Origin of the sequence: Trinickia caryophylli (genome assembly GCF_034424545.1) — a bacterium.
Lineage (GTDB): Bacteria > Pseudomonadota > Gammaproteobacteria > Burkholderiales > Burkholderiaceae > Trinickia > Trinickia caryophylli.
Genome location: NZ_CP139970.1, coordinates 2,430,656 through 2,454,294, shown reverse-complemented (window position 1 = coordinate 2,454,294; position 23,639 = coordinate 2,430,656). Strand labels below are relative to the sequence as shown.

At 63.0% G+C, this 23,639-nt stretch carries 22 protein-coding genes and 1 riboswitch; of the genes, 8 read left to right on the top strand and 14 right to left on the bottom strand.

Annotated elements, in window-relative coordinates; genetic code table 11:
- Positions 1-104: 104 nt before the first annotated feature.
- Positions 105-329 (top strand): response regulator transcription factor, encoded by a 225-nt coding sequence (locus tag U0034_RS11045; RefSeq protein ID WP_085228496.1) that lies wholly within the window; start codon positions 105-107, stop codon positions 327-329.
- 73 nt (positions 330-402) lie between these two features.
- Complete coding sequence (locus U0034_RS11040; protein ID WP_085228495.1) at positions 403-633, top strand: hypothetical protein; 231 nt, start codon at positions 403-405, stop codon at positions 631-633.
- A gap of 50 nt (positions 634-683) precedes the next feature.
- On the opposite strand, the gene U0034_RS11035 is transcribed toward U0034_RS11040, so the two are convergent.
- From U0034_RS11035 to U0034_RS11005, 7 genes are all read right to left on the bottom strand, one after another.
- On the bottom strand, positions 684-1,814 hold the full coding sequence (locus tag U0034_RS11035) for a TraB/GumN family protein (protein WP_233212000.1): 1,131 nt from the start codon (positions 1,812-1,814) through the stop codon (positions 684-686).
- Complete coding sequence (locus U0034_RS11030; RefSeq protein WP_085228494.1) at positions 1,807-2,823, bottom strand: peptide ABC transporter ATP-binding protein; 1,017 nt, start codon at positions 2,821-2,823, stop codon at positions 1,807-1,809. Before U0034_RS11030 ends, U0034_RS11035 begins: the two co-directional genes overlap by 8 nt.
- Positions 2,820-3,830, bottom strand: a complete 1,011-nt coding sequence (locus U0034_RS11025) for an ABC transporter ATP-binding protein (protein WP_085228493.1) — start codon at positions 3,828-3,830, stop codon at positions 2,820-2,822. Before U0034_RS11025 ends, U0034_RS11030 begins: the two co-directional genes overlap by 4 nt.
- A 2-nt stretch (positions 3,831-3,832) precedes the next feature.
- A complete protein-coding gene (locus U0034_RS11020) occupies positions 3,833-4,750 on the bottom strand; it encodes an ABC transporter permease subunit (RefSeq protein ID WP_085228492.1) in 918 nt (305 codons plus the stop codon).
- A gap of 9 nt (positions 4,751-4,759) precedes the next feature.
- Entirely contained in the window at positions 4,760-5,770 is a 1,011-nt protein-coding gene (locus tag U0034_RS11015) for an ABC transporter permease subunit (protein ID WP_085228491.1), read from the bottom strand.
- A gap of 136 nt (positions 5,771-5,906) precedes the next feature.
- Positions 5,907-7,541, bottom strand: a complete 1,635-nt coding sequence (locus U0034_RS11010; protein ID WP_085228490.1) for an ABC transporter substrate-binding protein — start codon at positions 7,539-7,541, stop codon at positions 5,907-5,909.
- Positions 7,542-7,679: 138 nt separating this feature from the next.
- Positions 7,680-7,835, bottom strand: coding sequence for a hypothetical protein (locus U0034_RS11005; RefSeq protein ID WP_158243551.1), 156 nt, complete (start codon positions 7,833-7,835; stop codon positions 7,680-7,682).
- Positions 7,836-8,251: 416 nt separating this feature from the next.
- Here U0034_RS11005 and U0034_RS11000 point away from each other — a divergent pair, with 416 nt between their 5' ends.
- From U0034_RS11000 to U0034_RS10985, 4 genes are read left to right on the top strand one after another with little or no spacing between them, the layout of a single operon-like run.
- On the top strand, positions 8,252-9,379 hold the full coding sequence (locus U0034_RS11000; RefSeq protein WP_158243552.1) for an aKG-HExxH-type peptide beta-hydroxylase: 1,128 nt from the start codon (positions 8,252-8,254) through the stop codon (positions 9,377-9,379).
- Complete coding sequence (locus U0034_RS10995; RefSeq protein ID WP_158243553.1) at positions 9,376-10,455, top strand: aKG-HExxH-type peptide beta-hydroxylase; 1,080 nt, start codon at positions 9,376-9,378, stop codon at positions 10,453-10,455. Before U0034_RS11000 ends, U0034_RS10995 begins: the two co-directional genes overlap by 4 nt.
- Positions 10,442-11,383, top strand: coding sequence for a YcaO-like family protein (locus U0034_RS10990; protein WP_114717964.1), 942 nt, complete (start codon positions 10,442-10,444; stop codon positions 11,381-11,383). The genes U0034_RS10995 and U0034_RS10990 overlap by 14 nt, the downstream gene beginning before the upstream one ends.
- A gap of 8 nt (positions 11,384-11,391) precedes the next feature.
- Entirely contained in the window at positions 11,392-12,588 is a 1,197-nt protein-coding gene (locus U0034_RS10985) for a hypothetical protein (protein WP_085228486.1), read from the top strand.
- Between the two features lie 71 nt (positions 12,589-12,659).
- Here the strand turns inward: U0034_RS10985 and U0034_RS10980 are convergent, their stop codons facing one another.
- From U0034_RS10980 to U0034_RS10955, 6 genes are all read right to left on the bottom strand, one after another.
- Positions 12,660-14,255: an ABC transporter substrate-binding protein gene (locus U0034_RS10980; RefSeq protein ID WP_233212006.1), complete on the bottom strand. Its 1,596-nt coding sequence runs from the start codon at positions 14,253-14,255 to the stop codon at positions 12,660-12,662.
- 265 nt (positions 14,256-14,520) lie between these two features.
- Entirely contained in the window at positions 14,521-15,363 is an 843-nt protein-coding gene (gene metF / locus U0034_RS10975) for a methylenetetrahydrofolate reductase [NAD(P)H] (protein ID WP_085228484.1), read from the bottom strand.
- Between the two features lie 13 nt (positions 15,364-15,376).
- Positions 15,377-15,730: a phage holin family protein gene (locus tag U0034_RS10970; RefSeq protein WP_085228483.1), complete on the bottom strand. Its 354-nt coding sequence runs from the start codon at positions 15,728-15,730 to the stop codon at positions 15,377-15,379.
- A 203-nt stretch (positions 15,731-15,933) separates the two neighbouring features.
- Entirely contained in the window at positions 15,934-17,355 is a 1,422-nt protein-coding gene (gene ahcY, locus U0034_RS10965; protein WP_085228482.1) for an adenosylhomocysteinase, read from the bottom strand.
- A 32-nt stretch (positions 17,356-17,387) separates the two neighbouring features.
- Positions 17,388-17,495, bottom strand: a riboswitch (S-adenosyl-L-homocysteine riboswitch).
- 97 nt (positions 17,496-17,592) lie between these two features.
- A complete protein-coding gene (locus U0034_RS10960) occupies positions 17,593-18,330 on the bottom strand; it encodes an LrgB family protein (RefSeq protein ID WP_085228481.1) in 738 nt (245 codons plus the stop codon).
- Between the two features lie 52 nt (positions 18,331-18,382).
- Entirely contained in the window at positions 18,383-18,805 is a 423-nt protein-coding gene (locus U0034_RS10955) for a CidA/LrgA family protein (RefSeq protein ID WP_085228480.1), read from the bottom strand.
- A gap of 197 nt (positions 18,806-19,002) precedes the next feature.
- Here U0034_RS10955 and U0034_RS10950 point away from each other — a divergent pair, with 197 nt between their 5' ends.
- Complete coding sequence (locus U0034_RS10950; protein WP_085228479.1) at positions 19,003-19,947, top strand: LysR family transcriptional regulator; 945 nt, start codon at positions 19,003-19,005, stop codon at positions 19,945-19,947.
- Here U0034_RS10950 and U0034_RS10945 read toward each other — a convergent pair.
- Positions 19,902-21,572, bottom strand: coding sequence for a GMC family oxidoreductase (locus U0034_RS10945; RefSeq protein ID WP_085228478.1), 1,671 nt, complete (start codon positions 21,570-21,572; stop codon positions 19,902-19,904). The two genes, U0034_RS10950 and U0034_RS10945, sit on opposite strands and share 46 nt — an antisense overlap.
- 362 nt (positions 21,573-21,934) lie before the next feature.
- Between U0034_RS10945 and U0034_RS10940 the strand changes: the two genes are divergently transcribed.
- Positions 21,935-23,638 carry an isovaleryl-CoA dehydrogenase gene (locus U0034_RS10940; protein ID WP_085228477.1) on the top strand — a complete coding sequence of 568 codons (1,704 nt, stop codon included), beginning with the start codon at positions 21,935-21,937 and terminating at the stop codon, positions 23,636-23,638.
- The last annotated feature ends 1 nt before the right edge of the window (position 23,639 follow it).

Sequence of the window (23,639 nt, the reverse complement as noted above, 5' to 3'; positions counted from 1 at the left end):
TCGCGAGGCGCTGCTTGCGAAGTTTCACGCCAGGAAATCGGCGCAACTGGTATCGCGCTATTTCGTGCGATATCCGCATGCTTTAAAAAAAAACGACGGACCCTATGGCGGCGCCGTTTTCAGCACGCGAACTACAGGTTCTGCACCTGCTCGGAGAAGGGCTCAGCGACAAACAGATCGCCCGCAATCTCGGCATCAGCGACCTGACCGCCCGTAAGCATCGCGCCAATCTGCTGAAAAAAGCGAACGCGAGAAACGTTTGCTCGCTGCTTTTCGTTTCGGTTCAGTCCGGCTGGTTAAAAATCAATGGCCCCCGTCAGCCGGGCTGAACTTCTTTTTTGCCGCCGCTGCCGCGATGACGCGTGCCCATGCGCGCGCCACCTCCGCTTCCACGAGTGCACGATGAGTTGCTATCTGGTGCAAAAGATGTCGTGTGGCCCACTGACCGAAATCGAATACTTCAGACGCGAACCGACGGGCCGGCCCTCGAACGCCGAGAAACGGCGTTTTACGGAGGACGCCCGCCGCAGCTTCGCGCGTCTGCGCGATGTATCTGTAACCGAAGTGGTGCCGAGCCGGCTCCTGCTGGTGCGGCAAAACCCGCCCGGGACGAAAGCGATCGAACTCGAGTAGCCTGCAAGCCACGCTCGCGCTCGGCAGCAGTTGGCCGCCATGTCCGTCAATCAGTTCGGATCCACGACGAAGCCATGCTGGCGCAGCAGCGCCAGCACGCCTTTGGGGCCCCCGAGATGAAGCGCGCCGATCGCGATGAAGACGGGCCGGTTCGGCGCGGCCAGCGCCAGCATGCGGGCGGTGAAACGGCGATTGCGCTCGTACACGATCTTGTTGTCGAGCGAGCGGGCGACGGCCGGCGCCACGGCAAGGCGCTCCGATTTCGCACTGGCCCATGCCGCGATCGCGTCGGCGTCGCCCGCGCGCCAGAGCCGGTGCAGCTCTTTCACGTCGGCCACCATGCCGGCCGGCGTTTCCTCGAGGTCCTGCGCGAGCATTTCGCGCTGCTCGGAAAGCGTCAGGTTCGTGAACGCACGCATCTGCTCGGCGAGCGTCTCGAGGCCCACGACCTTGCCGCGCGAACGCAGGTAGACGTTCTGAAGCTGCGCCTCCGTCCCGTACTCGGTCTGCAGGCCGGCACTGAGCGCGCCGTACGTCTCGACGAGCAGCGAAGCAAGCCACGGCCGCGTCTTCTGAATTTCGGCGAGCGCGGCCGGATTGCCGCGCAAGCGCGCCGCGAGCTTGCGCCACAACAGCGGCGGCAGCAGCCGCGGCAGGCAGGCGTAGGTGCACACGCCGTACTTCGAAACATCGTCCTGCGATTCGATGAGGTCGTCGGGAGACAGCTCCAGCGCGAGCGTGGGCGAGGCGGCGAGCGCGGCGAGAATGGGACGCCGAAACGGCTGATTGGCCGGATAGTCGGATGGGTCGCCGACGTGCAGCGTGCCGAGCAGATAGATGGTGGTCGTGCCCTTCGTCGCCACATAGAACGGCATATGGGCGGGCTCGGCCCGCACGGGGCCGCTTGCGCTCGTGCCCGAGGCGTCGGGCGGCGCATGAAAGCCGGGGATGGAGGCGGGCGGCCGGACGCTGCCGGCCGCCCGGGCCGCCGCTATCGGGCCGCCACCGCTATCGCCGGACCCGCCGGCGCCACTCATGGCGCCCCCCGCCGCATGAACCGCCATGGCAGCCATGGCGGCAACGGCGGTGCGGCGCACGAACGAGCGCAGCGCGCGCGCGCAGGCGGCAACGCCGCCTTGCGACAGCCAGCGCACGCGCCGCGCCGCCCGGGTTTCAGCCATCCATCTCCCCCACCTCCTCGGCGCGGTGACAGGAAACGAGTCGCGCGTCCACCTCGCGCAGGAGCGGCTCTTCGCGCCGGCAGCGCTCGATCGCGTAGGGGCAGCGCTGATGAAACGTGCACCCCGACGGCGGGTTGAGCGGCGACGGCAACTCGCCCTGCAGCTTGATCCGCATGCGGCGATCCGACTCGAAGATGGCCGGTGTCGCCGACATCAGCGAGCGCGTGTAGGGATGGCGCGGCTTTGCGAAGATCGTTTGCTTCGCGCCGAGTTCCGCAACGCCGCCGAAGTACATGACCATCACGTCGTCGGCCACGTGTTCGACCACGGCCAGATTGTGCGAGACGAACACGTAGCTCGTCTTGAACTGCTCTTGCAGGTCCATGAACAGATTGAGGATCTGCGCCTGGATCGACACGTCGAGCGCGGAAACGGGCTCGTCGGCCACCACGATGCGCGGATCGAGAATCATCGCACGCGCGATGGCGATGCGCTGGCGCTGGCCGCCCGAGAACATGTGCGGATAGCGCTTCGCATGTTCGGGCCGCAGCCCGACCGTGCGCATCATCTGGGCAATGCGCTCGGCCCGCTCGGTCGCCGTGAGCGACGTGTTGATCGCAAGCGGCTCGCCGAGCGTCTGCTCGACCGTCTTGCGCGGGTTCAGCGAGGCAAACGGATTCTGGAACACCATCTGCACGCGCCGGCGCAGTTCGGCAAGCTTCGCGCGATCGGCCGCCAGCACGTTCTCCCCTTCGATTTCGAGACGGCCGGAGGTCGGTGCCTCGATCATCGTCAGCTGGCGCGCAAGCGTCGATTTGCCGCAGCCCGATTCGCCGACGACGGCGAGCGTCTTGCCACGCGCAAGCGAAAACGACACGCCGTTCAGGGCTTTGACCGTACCGTGGCCGAAGAGCCCCCGGCGCACGTGATAATGCTTCGTCAGCCCATCGGCCACGAGCACGTCGTCTTCATGGCCCGGCATACGCGGGGTTTGAGGCACGGCGTTCATCGTGCACCTCCTTGCGCGAACGCGCCGGCGGACGCATGCGGATCGGTATTGAGCGGCTTGATGCAGCGAGCGCGCATGCCCTCCTTGCGTACGTCGAGCGGCGCGAGCGCTGGACGGCCCTTCCAGCAATCGTCGACCACGTACTTGCAGCGCGGCGCGAAGAGACACCCTTTCGGGCGGTCGTCGCGTCCCGGCACGACGCCCGGCAGGGCCGCCAGACGCCGCGCGCCGAGATTGTGCTCGGGAATGGCCGCGAGCAATGCCTCGGTATAGGGATGATGCGGATGCGCGAAAATGTCGGGCACGTCGTTCGTTTCGATGACCTGCCCGGCGTACATGACAGCCACGCGCTGAGCCACCTGCGAGACGACGGCGAGATCGTGCGAAATCAGCACGAGCGCCATACCACGCTCCTTTTGCAGCGCGACGAGCAGGTCCATGATCTGCGCCTGGATCGTGACGTCGAGCGCGGTGGTCGGTTCGTCGGCAATCAGCAGCTTCGGGTTGCAGGCCACGGCCATCGCGATCATCACACGCTGATTCATGCCCCCCGACATCTGGTGCGGGAAGGCCTGAATACGGTTCTTCGCGTCGGGTATGCCCACCAGCTCGAGCAGTTCCAGCGCGCGCCGCTCGAGCGCCGCGCCGCGCAGCCCTTCGTGCAGCTTGAGCACCTCCTTGATCTGATAGCCGACGGTATAGCTCGGGTTCAGGCTCGTCAGCGCGTCCTGAAACACCATCGCGATGTCCTTGCCAACGATCTTGCGGCGGGCCTTGCCCGAGGCGCGCAGCAAATCCTTCCCGTCGAAGGAGATTTCGTCCGCGGTAACGATGCCCGGCGCGTCGATGAGGCCCATCAGCGCCATCATCGTCACGCTTTTGCCCGAGCCCGATTCGCCCACCACGCCGACGACCTCGCCCGGCGCGATCGAAAAATCGACACCGTCCACGGCGGGCGTGCCGCCAAAGGTCACGGCCAGATTGCGGATGGTCAATAGATCTTTCATGGTCAGGCCATCCGTTTCAGTTTGGGGTCGAGCGCATCGCGCAAACCGTCGCCGAGCAGGTTGATCGTCAACACCGACACGAGAATCGCGAGACCCGGCATCGTCACGATCCACCACGCATTGTCGATGTAATCGCGCGCGGAGGCGAGCATCGCGCCCCACTCGGCGGTCGGCGGCTGTACGCCGAGCCCGAGAAAGCCGAGCGCGGCCGCATCGAGAATGGCCGAGGAAAAGCCGAGCGTCGCCTGCACGATGAGCGGTGCCGCGCAGTTCGGCAGCACCTGCGAGAACATCAGGCGCAGCGTCCCCGCACCCGCTACGCGCGAGGCCGTCACGTACTCCTTTTGCAGTTCGCCCTGCGCGGCCGCGCGCGTGAGCCGCACATAGCCCGGCAGCGCAACGATCGCGATGGCGAGCATCGTGTTGGTGAGACCCGGGCCGATGATCGCAACGACGGCCACCGCCAGCAGCAGCGAGGGCAGCGCGAGCAGCACGTCCATAAGGCGCATGATCGGCGCGTCGGCCCACTTCTCGAAGAAGGCGGCCACGAGACCGAGCACGATGCCTGGAATGAGCGCGAGCACGACCGACACGCAGCCGATCCAGAACGACATCCGCGCGCCGTAGATGAGGCGCGAAAGAATGTCGCGCCCCGCTTCGTCGGTGCCGAGCACGAAGCGCCAGTTGCCGCCTTCGAGCCAGGCGGGCGGAATCTTGACGAAATCGCGGTACTGCTCGGCGGGGCTGTGCGGCGCGATGGCCGGTGCGGCGATGGCGAGCGCAACGAGCAGGATCACGATCGCACCCGCGATCACGGCGCCGCGGTTGCGCGAGAAGTTGGCCCAGAACTCGCGGGCGGCCAGCACGCGCCCGCCCGCCGGCGTGACGGCCTCGGGCACTACGTTTTGTATGTCTGCCATAGGAACCTCTTAGCGCGTATGGCGAATGCGGGGGTTCAACACGCCGTAGAGCAGATCGACGACGAGGTTGACGACGATGACAAGCGTGGCGATGAGCAAAATGCCGCCTTGCACGACGGGATAGTCGCGCCGCGCGATCGCATCGATCAGCCACTTGCCGATGCCCGGCCAGGAAAAGAGCGTCTCGGTCAGCACGGCGCCCGCGAGCAGCGTGCCCACTTGCAGGCCGATCACCGTCACCACGGGAATCAGCGCATTGCGCAGTGCATGGACGACGACGACGCGCACCGGTGAAAGCCCCTTCGCGCGCGCGGTGCGGATGTAGTCTTCGCGCAGCACCTCGAGCATCGACGAACGCGTCATGCGCGCGACGACGGCGAGCGGAATCGTGCCGAGCACGATCGACGGCAGGATCAGATGGCTCACGGCCGATTTGAAGGAGCCTTCGTCAGGCGCGAGCAGCGAATCGACGAGCAAAAATCCGGTTACGCGCGGCAGATCGTATTCGATGCCGATGCGGCCGGACACCGGCGTCCACCCGAGCGTGCCCGAGAACACCATGATCAGGATGAGGCCCCACCAGAAGATCGGCATCGAATAGCCGGTGAGCGCGGTGCCCATGACGCCGTGATCGACGATGGTCCCGCGCCTGAGCGCCGCGAACACGCCGGCCGGCAGCCCGATCAAGAGCGCGAAGAGCATCGCGCAGACGGAAAGCTCGACCGTGGCCGGAAAGCGCGCGAGGAATTCGCCCATCACACTGGTATTCGTGATGATGGAGAGCCCGAGATTGCCATGCAACGCACGCCCGACGTAATGGATGTACTGCAGCGGCAGCGGCTCGTCGAGCCCCAGCCGATGCAAGGCCTCGGCATGCATGGCCGGATCGACGCCGCGCTCGCCCATCATGACTTCGATGGGGTCGCCCGGGATGAGGTGGATGAGCGCGAACGCGAGCAAGGTAATGCCGATGAAAGTCGGTATCACCATGCCGACGCGGCGCAAAGCGAATCGGAACATGGTTCGTCCCTTTATCGTCGTGGGGAAAAAGCGACCGGCGACGAGGGGCTCGCCGCCCCTGTCGCCGGATCGATTGTCGCAGTCTTCGGTCGTCGACGCGCATGCCGATGAAACATCGACATGCGCGAGCGTCGCATCACTTCATGCCGACACCGTCAAAGCGGGTATAGCCGAGCGGGTCGATCTTCATGTCGACGACGGCCTTCGTCGTCGGCTGATAGACGGTCGAGTGCGCGATCGGCGAGAACGGGAGCTGATCGGCGAAGATCTTCTGGGCCTCCTCGTAGTACTTCGTGCGCTTGGCCTGATCCGTCGTCGTGCGGCCCTTCTGGACGAGTTCGTCGAACGGCTTGTAGCACCACTTCGAGAAGTTGTTGCCGTTGATGGCCTCGCAGCCGAGCAGCGTGCCGAGCCAGTTGTCGGGGTCGCCGTTGTCGCCGGTCCAGCCGATCAGATAGGCGTCCTGATCGCCCGCGTGGCCGCGCTTGATGTACTCGCCCCACTCATACGTGACGATCTTGGCCTTCACGCCGATCTTGGCCCAGTCGGACTGGATCATCTCGGCCATCAGCTTGGCGTTCGGGTTGTACGGGCGCTGCACCGGCATGGCCCAGAGCGCGATTTCGAAGCCGTTCGGAAAGCCGGCCTTGGCAAGCAGCGCCTTGGCCTTCGCCGGATCGTACGCTGCGGCCTTCAGGTTCTTGTCGTACGACCACTGCGTGGGCGGCATCGGGTTCGTCGCGGCCTGGCCCGCGCCCTGATAGACCGACTCGACGATCGCCTTCTTGTTGATCGCCATGTCGAGCGCACGCCGCACATCGACGTTGTCGAGCGGCTTGTGCTGCACGTTATAAGCAAGATAGCCGAGGTTGAAGCCTGCTTGCGACGCCATGTCGACATTCGCATCGCTCTTGAGCGTGGCGAGATCGGCCGGCTTCGGATAGCTCATGATCTGGCATTCGTTGCGCTTGATCTTCTGCGCGCGCACGCTCGAGTCGGTCGTGATCGAGAAAATGAGCTTCGAAACCTTGACCGCATTCGGCTTCCAGTAGTCGGGGTTGCCGTCGAAGCGGATCGCGGAATCCTTCGTATAGCTGCGGAAGATGAAGGGGCCCGTGCCGACCGGGTATTGATTGATGTCGGCTGCCTTGCCCGCTTTCAGCAATTGATCGGCGTATTCGGCAGAGAGAATCGACGCGTATTCCATGCCCATGTTCTGCAGGAACGGCGCGTTGACGTCGTTGAGCACGAAGCGGACGGTGTAGGGGTCGACCTTCTCGATTTTCTTGATCAGCTTGTCGAGGCCCATGTCGGTGAAGTACGGAAACGACACCGGGTAGGCCTTGCGGAACGGCTGGTTCGGATCGAGCATGCGCTCGAACGTAAAGACGACGTCGTCGGCGTTGAATTCGCGCGTCGGCTTGAAGAAGGACGTCGTCTGGAATTTGACGCCGTGCCGCAGATGGAACGTATAGGTCTTGCCGTCGGGCGAGACATCCCACTTTTCCGCGAGGCCCGGCTCGATCTTCGTGCTGCCGCGGGCAAATTCGACGAGGCGGTTATAGCTCGTGAAGGTGTTCGCGGTGAAATCGACGCTCGTCGTGTATTGAGCCGGATCGAAGCCGGCGGGGCTGCCCTCGGAGCAGTAAACGAGCGTCTTGTTCGGAATCGTCGCGGCTTGCGAGATCGTCGCGGCGCCGAGAGACACCGCCAGGGCTGCGGCTGCGAAAGCGGTCGCTCGCGCGGCGCGCACCAGGCTGTCTTGCATCATGTTTCCCCCTATTCGTAGGCCGGACGGGCCGGCGTAGGCGGATATTACTGACCTTTGATTAGCCGAACAAGCGGTCGAAAATAATACTAGTAGCGGTGCTCAGGCGATTATCGGCCCATTCCGAACAATGTCCTTTCATCACAATCCCACACTCCAAAACTGCGTCGGCCCAAACGGATCGATCTTGAACCCGGTCACTTCCTTGCGCATCGGCTGATAGACGACCGAATGCGCGATCGGCGTGAACGGCCGTTGTTCGGCGAAGATCCGTTGCGCTGCAGCTGACCACCACACGGTGGGCCCTCGTCGGGCAAGCACGTCCGGGTGCACCCGCCTGTCACGAGTCGCAACTTCTGCACTAGCGTCCGACGACGTCACGCTTGCCCGCCGCCACGCACTTCCGTCATAGCCTATTCATCCGGATAGGGCGTCTTTCAATTTGTTTACACATCAATTTCGAGACAGTAGATTGGTTCTCGGCGGTCCCCATTGGCCGTCAACAGACTCTTTATGGAGAACCACAAATGGACTCGACCGAGAACATCGACACCCCTGCTGTAATCTTCAAGCTGGACGACAAGGAAATTTTCGATACGGCACTGGCAACACAAGAACGCTCGATCATCGCTAACGGGTAATTCCGAAGAGCCGGCGAGCGGTCCATGCTCGCCGGCTCTTCGCGTTTTTGTATGAAGAGGATGCCATACGAAATGGATTATCTACGTACCGATGTGGCGAAAACGGCATTAAAGACGTTATTCTTTGTGCGCCCATCAGCTGATCACGCAAGAGTCTTGGCCCGCAGCTTTGATCTAAAGATCCAAGGAAGCATTCTCAGGCTGGTTCACGAATACACGCAAAGGTGTTCATCCCCGGTCGATCCAAGCCACTTGGCTGATAAGCTATCGCGCTGTCAAATGACACCGGAAGTGCATTATCGTCACCATAAGCTGCAAAATGCGATGCGTGCGTCTGATTTGCCCGGGGTCAACCGACATGTTCTCGGCCTTTGCAGGGCAATTTACGATGCATCAGTATGGCCACGACCAGCGTCGGTATCGTCGCTCCGGGACAGCGAGTGGGAAAAATTCTCGATTGAGGAAGCAGCCTTAGCGACGCTTAGGGAGCAGAACGAAAAAGAAGAAATCACCGCTATACCTTGCACCAGGATCGCCGCATGCATCGGGCACATCCACAATGCAATGAAAATGATTCAACTCGCCGGATCCGATCTCTCTTCCGAATTTAAAACGCATGTATCGAATGTAAGACTGTTCCGCGCACGTGTAACGCAGGGATTCAGCGACGCCCGAATAATGGGTGCCATGTTCATACGCGATTGCGGACCGCACCCCAGCCCGTCTTATTACTACTACGAACATCTGATACATGAGATGGCACATATGCAGCTGAACTGCATGTTCGCTCTTGACAGTCTACTGATTAGCGATCGTTCGCAAAAGCTCTGCTCCCCGCTTCGCGCCGACCTTAGGCCACTATTCGGCGTCTTTCATGCGACATTTGTTTCCGCCAAGGTGGCGCATGCACTGCATGCACTTTACTCAACGAACCACAGCGAAGATCTACGCCATTCACTCGCTCAAGTGATGAACGAGTTGCTTCTTGGAATCGACGCGATGAGTCGCTACGAGTTTACTCCGCATGGAAACGAGCTACTGTCCGAGTTCCGAGACATAGCCGCCTCCATATCTTCCGACAAGATGTGGATACGATACGACCCGACAGTGTGCCGGCCGCATAGATGGCACGGGAAACAGACGTGCGCCACCCGTTTCGCAGCGTTTATCTCCAACCCAAGCTTCCACAAAATCAAATGATTATTTTCGACATCTATCCAAACTCGAAATCCGCAATCGCAGCGCTCCGCACGCACACGCTCAGAATGCAACGCAGCATACTGCATTTGCTTCGCTGCTTACCCGCAACTTTCGACTTCGGCGCGTCAAGTCTCGATGACATTGAGATGAAAATTTCATCTTCTGCAGGTTTACCGGTCGAGGTTCATTATCTTCATAACGTATTAATTCACGCGATGCGGCAAGGCGACCTCGACACTTCACGCATAATTGCGCGCAAGCTTGTCCATGTACTCGATGGAGCGCCAATCAGCCATAAGCTTCAGATAGAATCGATAGGCACCGACAGCTGGGAGGGCCAAGCAATCTGCCGAGCGACGCAAGTGGCGCGGAAGGAGACCGGCCTTGACGCAATAGCCGAGCCCCTCACCGAACAAGAGGAATTATCGCATAGAGGGCACATCGAAAATGCGCTGAACATCCTTTATCTCCATCAGCCCGAGATGCATACCGAGATAATAAGCTTGGTTCGATCGATCAAGTTGTTCTCCGGAAAAATCACACAAGGGCTCACTGACACGACCGTGTTTGGTGAGATCTATATACGTACGCCACGTCCGTGTTTGTCTCCTGACTTGTACTACGTTGAGCATATCGTGCATGAGGCGTCGCACACGTACTTAAACTGTCTCATGGCAGCAGATCCGATCGTGCTGAACGACAAAGCGGCAACGTTTGCATCACCGCTGAGATCGGACCCTCGTCCCATGTACGGCGTATTTCACGCCACGTTCGTCGCTTCGCGTATGGCCCTTTCATTTCGAGAGATTTACGATAAAACTTGCGACGAAAGGTATATCAAGCTACTTGCCGAAGTGACTGATGAGGCAATCAGAGGACTCGAGACGATCGAGCACCATGCGTCTCTTACTCCGATGGGCAGGCAGCTCACCTCATCAATGATAGAACTTACCGACCGCATTATTCAGCTATCTCAGTTAAGGAAGTTTGATTTTGATCGCAAGCAGCCGCACCGGTGCGGTGCCGGAGAAGCAAGATTCCTTAGATTGAAGGAGCTTGTTAATGCCGTCAACTAAGCAAGGGATTTTGGACGCTGCGACACTCGCTTCGACAGAGAGCTCGATCGTCTCCGGATTATGGCTTTCTCGTGCTGCGGTCTCAATCAAAACGGCGTTTTCTGCGAGGTTACCGATATTTGGGTTTGCATCTGACTTCAACCGGAACCTCAGCGAATGGAAAGCAACGTTCGAAATGATCGAACACCTTGCATTCCATCCCGCGAAACCGATTCTCGGCGAGGACGTCGAACTATACGAGCACTCAGCTATCAGCTCCCCGCGGTTGGCATCCCTGGCGACGGAGGACATACTTCTCGGTGCGTCGTTGCATGGCGCTGCATTGCACGGCAACGGGTGTGCAATACACACCGACTGTCACCGTGCCGTAGCCCATGCCCGAAACGAGGTACTCGAGCGCCACTATTGCTGCGAGATGTGGTACCGGCGCTCCGTTGGCATGAGGCCAATCTGGCAGGCTCGTTCATCGGGGCGTGCGTCAGACGTTCACCTGCGGGCTTATCGCCTTGAGGTTCCGATAGAGGGTTTCCTGGTGATTGCGACCGCTGAATCCGAGGAGCTTCCCTTTTTTGCTATCGGGGCAGGGATACGGAACTCGCTGATTGCCGCATGCTCGCACGCGGTCGGCGAAGTAGCGGTTGCATACGAGGATGCCAAACTGGAACGAAGCGGGTACGCGGCGACGGTCGCCGCAAGAAGCAATATCCTGTCGCTGCGAGATAGAGAACAATTCCACGAGCGCAAGCGCTACTTCTTGTCTCTGAGCTCGCACCCGGCTAGCGCTCACACGATTCCCCTAGTGCCGTCGGTCTATTCGTTTAGCGTCTTAGGTGAGTTCCATGCGGCACGCGCATCAACAAAGGATCTGCTTACGCCTAGGCAATTCCATAATCACAACACCGACGTCCCGGTGCTCCCGATTTTTTGATAAGCCGCATGCTCAAGATCGCCACCGGCACATTCCTCAGCCTTCATTTGGCATTAGATGTAGTTATCACACAAATATTTCTTATTTTCTTTGCAATGGAAGGCCGCTATGAGTTGGCTGCAGCAGTTCCGGTCGCAGACTCACTTTTAAAGCTCACGCTCGCTTTGCCCGGAGCCGCAGTCGCGTCGCTATGCACGCAGCGACAGAGGCTCGTGTTATGCTCGATTATTCGCCCTGCAGCGACCTGCATCTGGATCGCGGCCGTTGAATCTCTGACACGAGGGCAGTTTCATATTGCCATCAGCCTGTTTTTAACATTCAAGCTTGCCGCGATCATCGATGGCACGATGAGCTCCGATCTCCAATTCTTGGCGAGGGATGCATTCGGCATTGATCTAACACAACAGGCAAGCATCCAAAATATTATCGCGCGGGGATCTCTCGCCATCGCTCCGGCCATCGCCCTGAAGCTTAATCAAGGACATCTATCGCCAGACGGAGCGCTACCGCTCCTAGCAGCTTTTTCCGTCGGGTCGTTTTATATGCTCCGCGCTCGGCTCGCGCCCCAAGCAAATAATACACTTTCCGCACGCAAGCAAGGCGACACCACTCGCCTTTATAGCGGCATAGGCGTGTTCAGAAATAAGTTAATGCGCTGGGGGCTACTCTATCAATTGACCGTCAATTTTTCATTCTCCGGAATTACGTACCTTCTTGCCATCGAGCTTCAAGGCGAATCCAATTTCTCACTCAACAGCCTCACCATATTTTACGCGCTGTTTTTTAGCTACCAGATCGCGGTGATGATAGCCGGTGATACCGTTGTACCGGCCAAGGAAATTCGTCACATCGTCGTGATCATTACACTGTCCGCTACCGCGACCATCGCCGTCGGCATCACGAACGAAAATTGGCTGACACTGATTCTCTGCGCGATCATGGGCATCTTATACGGCTTCGAGATACAGTCGATCCAAAAAATAGTGATTGCAGGTGTTCGAGGGCCAGACTTTATTGAATATTGCGCGTGGTCAAAGACTTGCTCACGAATCGCGTCGGCCGCCAGTGTGGCAATACTCGGATTCGCCGTTGGCAGCGGTGTCCCCTCTCCGGCTCTCCTGGTCGTGTCTGGCTTGCTAGGGTGCGCAAGCGCACTGCTGCTGAATATCGTCAATCCGGAACGGACGATAGGGCTAAGCTCGTGATGTAGGGCACCCTCGATCCGAGGTAGATCGGGATTACGATGATGCCGCAAAGCGTTGGTCGCGCCGCTCGCCTACCGCAATCCCACATTCCAAAACTGCGTCGGCCCAAACGGATCGATCTTGAACCCGGTCACCTCCTTGCGCATCGGCTGATAGACGACCGAGTGCGCGATCGGCGTGAACGGCCGTTGTTCAGCGAAAATCCGTTGTGCGCGCATATACAGCGCGGCACGCTCGGCCGGAGCGGTCGTCTCGCGGGCCTTGACGATCAGATCGTCGAAGGGCTTGTAGCACCACTTGGCGAAATTGCCGCCCTTCACGGACGCGCAGCCGAGCAGCACACCGAGCCAGTTGTCCGGGTCGCCGTTGTCGCCGGTCCACCCGAGCAGCGCCGCGTCGTGCTCACCGGCACGCGCACGCTTCACGTATTCGCCCCATTCGTAGCTCACGATTCTCGCCTTGACGCCGATCTTCGCCCAATCGGCCTGGATCATCTCGGCCATGAGCCGCGCGTTCGGGTTGTACGCGCGCTGAACCGGCATGGCCCACAGCGTCAACTCGAAGCCGTCCTTCAACCCCGCCTTCTCCAGCAGGCGCTTCGCTTGCGCGATGTCGCGCGGCGCGTCCTTCACCGTCGGATCGTAGGACCATTGCGTGGGCGGCATCGGGTGGCTCGCCACCTGCGCGGCGCCCTGATAGACCATCTCGACGATCGCCTGCTTGTCGATGGCCATGTCGAGCGCACGCCGTACATCCACGTTGTCGAGCGGCTTTCTCGTCGTGTTGTACGCCAGATACCCGAGATTGAAACCGACCTGCGAGGGCACCTGCAGGCGGGAATCGGCTTTCAGCGCCGCCACGTCGGCCGGGCGCGGGTAGGTCATCACCTGGCACTCGTTGCGGCGCAGCTTCTCTTCTCGTACGCCCGCATCCGGAGTGATCTCGAAGATGAGCTTGGCAAGGCGCACGACGCCCGGCTTCCAATAATCGCGATTGCCGTCGAAGCGGATCGACGCGTCCTTCGTATAGCCGCGGAAAACGAAAGGCCCGGTGCCGACCGGATAGCGGTTCAGATCGGCGGCCTTGCCCGCCGTCATCAACTGTTCGGCGTATTCGGCCGACAGCACCGAAGTGAATGGCATCGCAAGTTCGGACAAAAAGGGCGCATCGACGGCCTTCAACGTGAAGCGGACCGTGTAGGGGTCGAGCTTTTCGATTTTCGCGATGTTCTTGTCGAGCCCGAGATCGACGACGTACGGAAACGATACGGGATACGCCTTGCGCAATGCATTGTCGGGATCGAGCATGCGCTCGAACGTCAGCATGACGTCATCCGCGTCGAACTCGCGTGTGGGCGTGAAGTACGCCGTCGTCTGAAACTTCACGCCGCGGCGCAGATGAAACGTATAGCGCTTGCCGTCGGGGGAAATGTCCCAGGACTCGGCGAGGCCCGGCTCGACTCTCGTGCCGCCATGCTCGAATTCGAGCAGCCGGTCATAGACGGTGTAGCCCGCAGCCGAATTTTCGACGCTTGTCGTGTATTGCGCGGTATCGAAGCCGGCCGGGCTCGCATCCGAGCAATACACGAGCGTTTTCGCCGGGGGCTCAGCCGCATGCGCATCGAGCCAGGCGAACGCCGCGCATGCGGTGACAACGAGGATCGACATGCGCGCCGCCAGACCGGCGAAGCGCTTGACGGAAAACGGCAGGACACGGCTGGGCATCGCGGCTCCTTATCGACACGCCCCCGAGACAGGTCGCAAGGGCGCCGGTCCGATGCGCGCGGCGGGCCGAGCCCGCCAACGCACCTGCCGGCGCTTCATCATTCGAGGCAACCGAAACCGATGGAACACGCCCGCGCGCAAGCGGTGCGCCAGCTTCGACGCGGCTGGCGCGGGCAGCAAAGCGAGGCGCCCGCCCGAAGGCCTGGCGTCAAACGCCGCGCGCGTAGCCAAGCCGCTCGCAAATGGCCTTCGACGCCGTGGCGGCGTTCAGCGTATAGAAATGCAGACCGGGCGCGCCTTCCCTGACGAGACGTTCACACAGTTGCGTGACGACATCGAGTCCGAACGCACGAATCGCCTCGCGGTCGTCGCCGAAGCTCTCGAGCCGGCGCGCGATCCAGCGCGGCACTTCGGCGCCGCACATATCGGAAAAGCGCATCAGCTGCGAATAGTTCGTGATCGGCATGATGCCCGGCACGATCGGTACATCGACGCCAAGCTTGCGCGCATCGTCGACGAACCGGAAATACGCATCGGCGTTGTAGAAGTACTGCGTAATCGCCGCGTCCGCGCCGGCCTTGACCTTGCGCGCGAAGTTCTCGAGATCGAGCTTCGGCGAACGCGATTGCGGATGGTACTCGGGGTAGCCCGCCACTTCGATGCGGAACCAGTCGCCGTACTCGGCGCGGATGAAAGCGACGAGTTCCGACGCATAGCGCAATTCGCCGACCTCGCCCATGCCCGAGGGCAGATCGCCGCGCAATGCGACGATATGGCGGATGCCGTGACTGCGATAGCGCTCGAGAATCGCGCGCAGGCTTTCCTTCGAGGAGCCGATGCACGACAGGTGCGGCGCGGCTTCGAGGCCGTCGGCCGCCATCTCGAGCACGGTATCGAGCGTGCCCTGCTGCGTCGAGCCGCCTGCGCCGAACGTGACCGAGACGAACTTGGGCTTGAACAGCGCGAGCTGCGCGCGCGTGGCCCGCAGCTTCTCTACGCCCTCGGGCGTCTTGGGCGGGAAAAATTCGAAAGAAATTTCGATGGGCTTCATGATGCGGCGGTGATCAGCCGAGGCTGCGATTGCCGAGAATGACGGCCGACAGCAGCCACGACACGATGCTGTAAAGGATGGAGCCGAAAAAGGCCGACCAGAATCCCGAAACCTCGAAGCCCTTGAGCAGCGACGCGGCCATCCAGAAACACAGCGCGTTGACGACGAGGATGAACAGACCGAGTGTGAGCACCGTCACCGGCAACGTGAGCACGATCAGCACCGGGCGGATGATCGCATTGATGAGCCCGAGCACGAGCGCGACGATGAGCGCCGTGCCGAAGCTGCGCACGTGGATCGACGGAACGAGGTAGGTGATGATCAAAAGCGCGAGCGCGTTGATCAGCCAGGTCAGCAGCACGGTCATTTGGGTGGCTCCTTTTCGACTGCGTTTCGGTTATCGGTGCGTGCGGCCACGCACCCGCATGCTGGCAATACGCCGGCATGCGAGGTCGGGCCACGCGCCGATGCGCCGGCCTACCCGCGGGCGTCGCGACAAGCCGCGCCGCCTCCGCGGCACCGGCCGCTCGAGGCAAAGCATGCCACAGGCGCCGGCAGGCCGGCCAATCATCAGTAGCGATAATGATTCGGCTTGAACGGACCGTTCTTCTCGACGCCGATGTACTTCGCCTGGTCGTCGCTGAGCACGGTCAGTTGCACGCCGATGCGCTCGAGATGCAGGCGTGCGACCTTCTCGTCGAGGTGCTTCGGCAACACGTAGACCTTCTTCTCGTACTCGCCGCCGCGCGTGAAGAGCTCGATTTGCGCGAGCGTCTGGTTCGTGAACGAATTCGACATGACGAACGACGGATGGCCCGTGGCGCAGCCGAGGTTCACGAGGCGCCCCTCCGCGAGCAGGATGATGCGCTTGCCGTCGGGGAACACGATGTGATCGACCTGCGGCTTGATGTTTTCCCACGTGTACTGGCGCGTCGACGCGACATCGATTTCCGAATCGAAGTGACCGATGTTGCAGACGATCGCGTTGTGGCGCATCGCCTTCATGTGGTCGTGATTGATGACGTGGTAGTTGCCGGTGGCCGTGACGAAGATGTCGGCCTTGTCGGCCGCGTACTCCATCGTCACGACGCGATAGCCTTCCATCGCGGCCTGAAGCGCGCAGATCGGGTCGATTTCCGTCACCCATACCGTGGCGCCGAGGCCGCGCAGCGATTGCGCGCAGCCCTTGCCCACGTCGCCGTAGCCCGCCACGACGGCCACCTTGCCGGCGATCATCACGTCGGTCGCGCGCTTGATGCCGTCGACGAGCGATTCGCGGCAGCCGTACAGGTTGTCGAACTTCGACTTCGTGACCGAATCGTTGACGTTGATGGCCGGGAACGGCAGACGGCCGTCCTTTTCCATTTGATAGAGACGATGCACGCCCGTGGTCGTTTCCTCGGTCACGCCCTTGATCTGCGCAAGGCGCTTCGAATACCACGTGGGGTCGATCGCGAGGTGGCGCTCGATCGACTTGTAGAGCGCCGTTTCTTCTTCGTTCGTGGGCGTGGCGATCACGCTGCGGTCGTTCTCGGCCTTCGAGCCGAGGATCAACAGCAGCGTGGCGTCGCCGCCGTCGTCGAGGATCATGTTGGCGAACTCACCGTTCGGCCATTCGAAGATGCGGTGCGTGAACTCCCAGTACTCGTCGAGCGACTCGCCCTTGTAGGCGAAAACGGGCGTGCCCGTCCTGGCGATCGCAGCGGCGGCATGATCCTGCGTCGAGAAAATATTGCACGAGGCCCAGCGCACGTCCGCACCGAGCGCCTTGAGCGTCTCGATCAGCACGCCCGTCTGGATCGTCATATGCAGCGAGCCTGCAATGCGCGCGCCCTTCAGCGGCTGCGCGGCCTTGTATTCGGCACGGATCTGCACGAGGCCGGGCATCTCGGTCTCGGCGATGTCGAGCTCTTTGCGGCCCCAGTCGGCAAGCGACAGGTCGGCAACGACGAAATCCTGAGACGCGTTCGATTCGAAAACTGCGGCGTTCATCACGCCCTCCTTTCTAAGATGGATCTAGAAGATAGACGTGAGCGCCGTTCAGGGGAGCCGCCGGGGCATAAGCCGCACCGGGGGTCCGAGTGAAGTTTCCGAGCCTGGCGGAGTGGTCCGTCGCAACGCTCCTCGGAAACGCAGCGATTGTAGCAAAAAAGCCGACGCGCGCGATGCCGGAAAACACCGCCGCGAGCGGGCGCGAGGAGACGCGGGGGGCCGCGCCGGCAATCCGGATCAGCCGAGCGCGTTGCCGAAAATCGCGCCGATCGCCGGCGCGATGAGCACCATGACCACACCCGCGATCATCATCGTGAGGCTGGCGATGACGCCTTCCTCGCTGCCCAGCTCGCGGGCCTTGACGGTACCCACGCCATGCGCGGCGGCGCCAAAGAGCGCGCCGCGCGCGAGCCGCGTGCGCAGCGGCAGCAACGCCAGCACGAGTTCGCCGAGCAGCATGCCGGTCACGCCCGTAGCGATGACGAAAAGCGCGGTCAACTGCTTCGGTGCGCGGATCTCGTCCGACACCGCGAGCGCGAACGGCGTCGATACCGACCGCGTGAGCAGACTTCGCGCAACGTCAGGCGACAGATGCAAGAGCTTGGCGAGCGCGAACGAACCGCCCACGGCCACGACGATGCCCACCGTCACGCCCGCGGCGAGCGACAGCCAGTGACGCTTCATGAGCTCTCGGTACTCGTAGATCGGCACGGCGAAGGCGACGGTCGCGGGGCCGAGCAGCCACATGAGCCAGCGCGTATCCGCAAAATAGACCGCGTACGGGATCCGCGCGACGAGCACGAGCACGGCGAGCAGCGCCGGCACCACCACGAGCGGCGTGAGCCACGGGCGCTTGAACCGCGCATACAGGCGCTTGCCGAATGCATAGAAGACGATCGTCAGCACGAAGCAGCCCGCCGCGACCCATTGCGGCCCGAAAGCGGCGAGCGGGGATTGGGTGAGCGAAGCGAGCACGATTTATCTCCAGATTCGAACCGGGGGAGAGGGAGTCAGCGAGGCGGGCGGCTCAGTGGCCGGGCACGCCGCGCGAGACGCGCACGCGGCGCAGCGCGAGCCTGCGCTCGAAGCGGGCGGCCTGATCGACCGTGAACGCCACCGCCACCATCACTGCGAACGTCCCCGCGACGACGACGAGCGCAAGGCGCCAGCCATCGGCTTTGAAAAGTCCGCCGTATTGCACGACTGCCACGGCAGCCGGAATGAAGAACAGCAACATGTGCGAGAGCAGCCAGTCGGCGCCGGCCTTCACCCGGCGCGGGGCTACGCCACCGGTGAAGAGCAGCGCCAGCAGCGCGGCGAGACCGATCACGCTGCCAGGCACGGGCAGGTTCAGGCGTCGCGAAACGAAGTCCGCGCCGAACCAGAGCGCAGCCAGAAACGCACTTTGCAAGACGACTTGCACGAGACACCCCATCCGCTTGACGGCCATGGCAACCCCCTATTGACTCCGTGTCGAAATTGTAAGAGACAGGAGCGTCATAAATAAAATGACTTAAACTCATTCGATCCATTCCAAATTGGAACACTGGCCGACCGCCCGACCGCCCGACCGCCCGACCGCCCGACCGCCCGGCCGCCCGGCCGCCAAAGAGCAACGAGAAACGAGAAACGAGGGAGAGAAACGCCATGGAGTTGCGCGCACTGCGCTATTTCGTCGAGGTCGTCCGCCAGCAGAGCTTCACGCTGGCGGCCGAGCGCATGTTCGTCACCCAGCCCACGATCAGCAAGATGGTGAAGGCGCTCGAGGACGAAGTCGGTGCCCCGCTTCTTTTGCGGGAGGGGCGCCAGATGGTGCTGACAGACGAGGGACGGATCGTCTTTCAGCGCGGGCAGGACGTGCTGGCCGCCCACGCGCAGTTGCAAGCCGAGCTCGATGACGTCGGCACTCTCGGGCGCGGCGAACTGACAGTCGGCATTCCGCCGATGGGCGGCTCGCTTTTCACGCCGGCCATTGCGGAGTTCAAGCGGCGTTATCCGAAGATCGAGTTGAAGCTCTTCGAGCAGGGTTCGCGCGGGATCGAAGCGGCACTCACGGCGGGCGAACTGGAGCTCGGCGGACTGCTGCTCCCGGTCGACTCCGAACTGTTCGACGTCCTGCCGATGTCGCGCCAGCTGCTGTGGCTCGTCGCCCGCCAGGGCGACCGCTGGGACGGCAGGAGCGCCGTGCGGCTCGCCGATCTGGCTGGCGAACCGTTCGTCTTCTATGGCGAAAGCCTCGCGCTGAACGACGTGGTGATCGGCGCCTGCCGCGATATCGGCTTCACGCCCACGATCGTCGCGCGCAGCAGCCATTGGGACTTCATGGCGGCGCTCGTGCACGCGGGGCTCGGCATTGCCCTGCTGCCGGCGCCCTACTGCCGGCGGCTCGATCCGGCACTCTTCACCTGCCGCCCGTTGTCGGATCCGGAAATTCCCTGGGAGATGGCGATCGGATGGCGCCGCAACGGCTACCTCTCGCACGCGGCGCGCGCGTGGCTCGACGTCGCGCGCGAGACACTGCCGGGCCAGCCCGGCGACGACGTCGTCTACACCCGCTCGGGCAAGGCAGGCGGCACGGCCGACGGCTGGTGAGCCGCGCGGCGCGCAGCCGCGATGAACTCGGCCGCGCGCTCGCCGATCATCACGGTCGGCGCGTTGGTGTTGCCGCCCACGAGCGTCGGCATCACCGACGCATCCACCACGCGCAGTCGCTCCACACCGCGCACGCGCAGCTCGCAGTCGACGACCGAGCGCGCGTCGCTGCCCATGCGGCAGGTGCCGACAGGGTGATAAATGGTGTCGGCGTGCCGCGCGATGAGGCGGGCGAGGTCGGCATCGGACGTATCGGTGCCCACATGAAGCATGCGCGAGCCCGGCACCGCCAGCGACGGCGCGGCGACGATCCTTTGCGCGATCCGTACGCCGCGCGCGAGCAGTTCGGCGTCGCGCGGATCGGACAGAAAGCGCGGATCGATCGCGGGCGCCACGCGCGCGTCGGGGCTCGCGAGCGTCACGCTGCCGCGGCTTTCAGGGCGCAGCACGCATACGTGTACCGAGTAGCCATGGCCCCAATGCAGGCGCCGGCTATGGTCGTCGACGAGCGCCGCGCAAAAGTGCAGTTGCAGATCGGGCCGATCGAGCGCGGGATCGCTCTTGAGGAAGCCCCCGGCCTCGGCCACGTTGCTCGACCAGAGCCCTTCGCCGCGCGAGAGATAGCGCGGCAGCTGCGCGCCCATTCGGACAAGACCGCGCAGCGAGTAGCCGACGGGTTCGCTCGAGCGCACGCGCACGTTCAGCGTGAAATCGATGTGATCGATGAGGTTGGCGCCCACCTCCGGCGCATCGCCTATGACGGGAATGCCGAGTGCGCGCAGGTTCCGTTCGGGCCCGATGCCGGAGCACATCAGCAGTTGCGGCGAGCCGAACGCGCCTGCCGCGAGCACGACCTCGGCTCGCGCGCGCAGCACCTCCACGCGGCCCGCGCGCACCACCTCCACGCCGGTCGCACGCCGGGCCTGATCGAAGAGCACGCGACGCACGAGCGCATCGGCGATCATGGCGATGTTCCCGCGCGGCGTGCCCGCTTCGCCTTCGGCTTCGACCTCATACAAATAGGCGCGTGCGACGCTGCAGCGCCGCCCGCCGCGCTGGGTGACCTGATAGAAGCCGACGCCTTCCTGCTCGGGGCCGTTGAAATCGTCATTGGGGCGAAACCCGGCCTCGACGGCCGCCGCCACGAAGCGCTCGGAAAACGGATTGCGGAACCGCAGATCGGAAACGGTAAGCGGACCATCGGCGCCGTGCCATGCATTCTGGCCGCGCACATTGCCTTCCGCCCGGCGGAAATACGGCAGGACGTCGGACCACGCCCATCCCCTGCAGCCGAGCTGTGCCCATTCGTCATAGTCGAGCGGATGCCCGCGCGTGTAGATCATCGCGTTGATCGCGCTCGAGCCGCCCATTCCCTTGCCGCGCGGCTGATAGCCGCTGCGCCCCGCGAGCCCCGGCTGCGGCACGGTGCGGTAGCCATAGTTCGTGTTGAGCTTGAAGGGCACGAGCGCCGCGATGCCGAGCGGCGTATTGACGAGCCAGTTGCGATCGGTATGTGGCCCGGCCTCGACGAGCGCGATCGAGGCGTCGGGACAGAGCGCCGCGAGGCGCCCTGCGAGCGCGGCGCCGCCCGAACCGGCACCGACGATGATGTAGTCGTATTCCATCTGCCTCCCTCCTCGTTCCGCCCGGCTCGAGCCGATGCGGCACCCGGCCGTTTTGCACGGACGGGCTATGCGTTTCGAGCGCATTGTAGAGACGAGCGGGCGCCCGGGATGCCCCCATTGCGAGAGCGATTCCTCTAAACGCCAAGGGCCCTCTGAACCTATCATGCAAGGGCATCGGAGGCCGGCGCCGGCCTGCGCGATGCCGTTCAAACAGCTTGCCGGAAGCAAAGCGAGACCCGGCGCGCGGCCCCACCCGATGCTCGAACGGATACCGCCCGCAGGCGACCCCGAAAAAGAAGACGAAGGCGCCTCGCATGCCCTGCGGCGCTCAGCGTGCGCCGCCGTCACCGGAGACAATTGCCATGAATCGACAGGCATCGTGGAGCACGCACGAAGTCACCAACCAGGCGCCGCCGCTCGCGCATTACAACCTTTATACGAGCGATGCCGCGCTCGTCGCCGCCGTCGCGCGCGAAGGCGCTGGCTGGCATGCCGAGGCGCTTGCGCGCGACGGTGCACTGATCGGCACGCCGGAGGTGCTCGAGCTGGCCGCGCTCGCCAATCGCCACTCCCCGGAACTCGCCAATTACAACGCGCGCGGCGAACGCATCGATACGCTCGAATTCCATCCGAGCTGGCACCGCCTGCTCGAACAGCTGCGCGCCGAAGGGCTGCACGCGCTGCCGTTTTCGGATCCGCACGCGGGTGCGATGGCGGCGCGCTGCGCGGGCTACTTCCTGCACGCGCAGCTCGAATCGGGCTCGCTATGTCCGCTCACGATGACGTTCGCGAGCGTCCCCGTGCTGCGGCGGGAGCCGGCGCTTTTCGCGCAGTTCGCCGAGAAGCTGTACGCACGCGAGCATGACGCGCGCGACGTGCCGCTTGTGCAGAAACGCTCGATGATGGTCGGCATGGGAATGACCGAAAAGCAAGGCGGCTCCGACGTACGCACGAACCGCACGCAGGCGTTCGCACTCGATGCCGGCGGACGCGGCGGCGCCTACCGCCTCGTCGGCCACAAGTGGTTCTTTTCGGCGCCGCAATGCGACGCGCACCTCGTGCTCGCCCGCATCGACGGCGACGAAGGCGTCTCATGCTTTTACGTGCCGCGTTTCACGCCCGACGGCAGCCGCAACGCCGTACGTATCCAGCGGCTCAAGGACAAGCTCGGCAATCGTTCGAACGCCAGCAGCGAAGTCGAATTCCTCGATGCCTGGGGAATACTGATCGGCGAACCGGGCCGGGGCGTGCCGACCATCATCGAGATGGCGAACTACACGCGGCTCGATTGCGTCATCGGCAGCGCGGCGCTGATGCGCGCGGCGCTCGTGCAGGCGATTCACCATGTACGGCACCGCAGCGCCTTCGGGCGGTTGCTGGCCGATCAGCCGCTGATGCGCAACGTGCTCGCGGATCTCGCGCTCGAATCGGAAGCGGCCACGTTGCTCTTCATGCGGCTCGCGCGCGCCTACGATGCGCACATCGAAGCCGAGGCCGACCCCGCCCGCGCCGCCGCCGAAACCGATGTGGAGCGTGCCTGGCGCCGAATCGTCACGCCCGCGGCGAAATTCTGGGTCTGCAAGCGCACCCTCGAATTCACGGGCGAGACAATGGAAGTGCTGGGCGGCAACGGCTACGTGGAAGAAGGGCCGATGGCGCGCTTTTATCGCGAGGCCCCGGTCAACTCGATCTGGGAAGGCTCGGGCAACGTCATGTGTCTCGATGTGCTGCGTGCGCTCGAGCGCGATCCGCAAGGCGCGCAGGCGCTGCTCGCGCAATGGCGGGCGCAGGCGCAGGGGCACCCGGCGCTCACCGCCGCGCTCGGGACGCTTGCGGGCCTCGTCGAAGCCCCGCCGCAGGAGCGCGAAGCGCAGGCGCGACGGCTCGCGCAGCAACTCGTGCTTTGCGCGCAGGGCGTGCTGATGCTCGATGCGGCGCCCGGCCCGAGCGCCGATGCCTTTATCGCGACGCGCATTGGGGAGAGCGATCGATGCGGCCGCGTCTATGGCACGCTGCCGGCCGGCCTCGATCATGGCGCCATCGTCGCGCGTGCATTCGCCGGATGAG

What these genes read in the sequence shown, in the direction of transcription:
- U0034_RS10985 (WP_085228486.1), top strand. Translation starts at nt 11,392, where the DNA reads ATGCTCAAGATCGCCACCGGCACATTCCTCAGCCTTCATTTGGCATTA.
- U0034_RS10990 (WP_114717964.1), top strand. Translation starts at nt 10,442, where the DNA reads ATGCCGTCAACTAAGCAAGGGATTTTGGACGCTGCGACACTCGCTTCG.
- U0034_RS11035 (WP_233212000.1), bottom strand. Translation starts at nt 1,814, where the DNA reads ATGGCTGAAACCCGGGCGGCGCGGCGCGTGCGCTGGCTGTCGCAAGGC.
- ahcY (WP_085228482.1), bottom strand. Translation starts at nt 17,355, where the DNA reads ATGAACGCCGCAGTTTTCGAATCGAACGCGTCTCAGGATTTCGTCGTT.
- U0034_RS11020 (WP_085228492.1), bottom strand. Translation starts at nt 4,750, where the DNA reads ATGGCAGACATACAAAACGTAGTGCCCGAGGCCGTCACGCCGGCGGGC.
- U0034_RS11030 (WP_085228494.1), bottom strand. Translation starts at nt 2,823, where the DNA reads ATGAACGCCGTGCCTCAAACCCCGCGTATGCCGGGCCATGAAGACGAC.
- U0034_RS10940 (WP_085228477.1), top strand. Translation starts at nt 21,935, where the DNA reads ATGAATCGACAGGCATCGTGGAGCACGCACGAAGTCACCAACCAGGCG.
- U0034_RS10970 (WP_085228483.1), bottom strand. Translation starts at nt 15,730, where the DNA reads ATGACCGTGCTGCTGACCTGGCTGATCAACGCGCTCGCGCTTTTGATC.
- U0034_RS11045 (WP_085228496.1), top strand. Translation starts at nt 105, where the DNA reads ATGGCGGCGCCGTTTTCAGCACGCGAACTACAGGTTCTGCACCTGCTC.
- U0034_RS10945 (WP_085228478.1), bottom strand. Translation starts at nt 21,572, where the DNA reads ATGGAATACGACTACATCATCGTCGGTGCCGGTTCGGGCGGCGCCGCG.
- U0034_RS10995 (WP_158243553.1), top strand. Translation starts at nt 9,376, where the DNA reads ATGATTATTTTCGACATCTATCCAAACTCGAAATCCGCAATCGCAGCG.
- metF (WP_085228484.1), bottom strand. Translation starts at nt 15,363, where the DNA reads ATGAAGCCCATCGAAATTTCTTTCGAATTTTTCCCGCCCAAGACGCCC.
- U0034_RS11015 (WP_085228491.1), bottom strand. Translation starts at nt 5,770, where the DNA reads ATGTTCCGATTCGCTTTGCGCCGCGTCGGCATGGTGATACCGACTTTC.
- U0034_RS10950 (WP_085228479.1), top strand. Translation starts at nt 19,003, where the DNA reads ATGGAGTTGCGCGCACTGCGCTATTTCGTCGAGGTCGTCCGCCAGCAG.
- U0034_RS11040 (WP_085228495.1), top strand. Translation starts at nt 403, where the DNA reads ATGAGTTGCTATCTGGTGCAAAAGATGTCGTGTGGCCCACTGACCGAA.
- U0034_RS11010 (WP_085228490.1), bottom strand. Translation starts at nt 7,541, where the DNA reads ATGATGCAAGACAGCCTGGTGCGCGCCGCGCGAGCGACCGCTTTCGCA.
- U0034_RS10955 (WP_085228480.1), bottom strand. Translation starts at nt 18,805, where the DNA reads ATGGCCGTCAAGCGGATGGGGTGTCTCGTGCAAGTCGTCTTGCAAAGT.
- U0034_RS10980 (WP_233212006.1), bottom strand. Translation starts at nt 14,255, where the DNA reads ATGTCGATCCTCGTTGTCACCGCATGCGCGGCGTTCGCCTGGCTCGAT.
- U0034_RS11000 (WP_158243552.1), top strand. Translation starts at nt 8,252, where the DNA reads ATGGATTATCTACGTACCGATGTGGCGAAAACGGCATTAAAGACGTTA.
- U0034_RS11025 (WP_085228493.1), bottom strand. Translation starts at nt 3,830, where the DNA reads ATGAAAGATCTATTGACCATCCGCAATCTGGCCGTGACCTTTGGCGGC.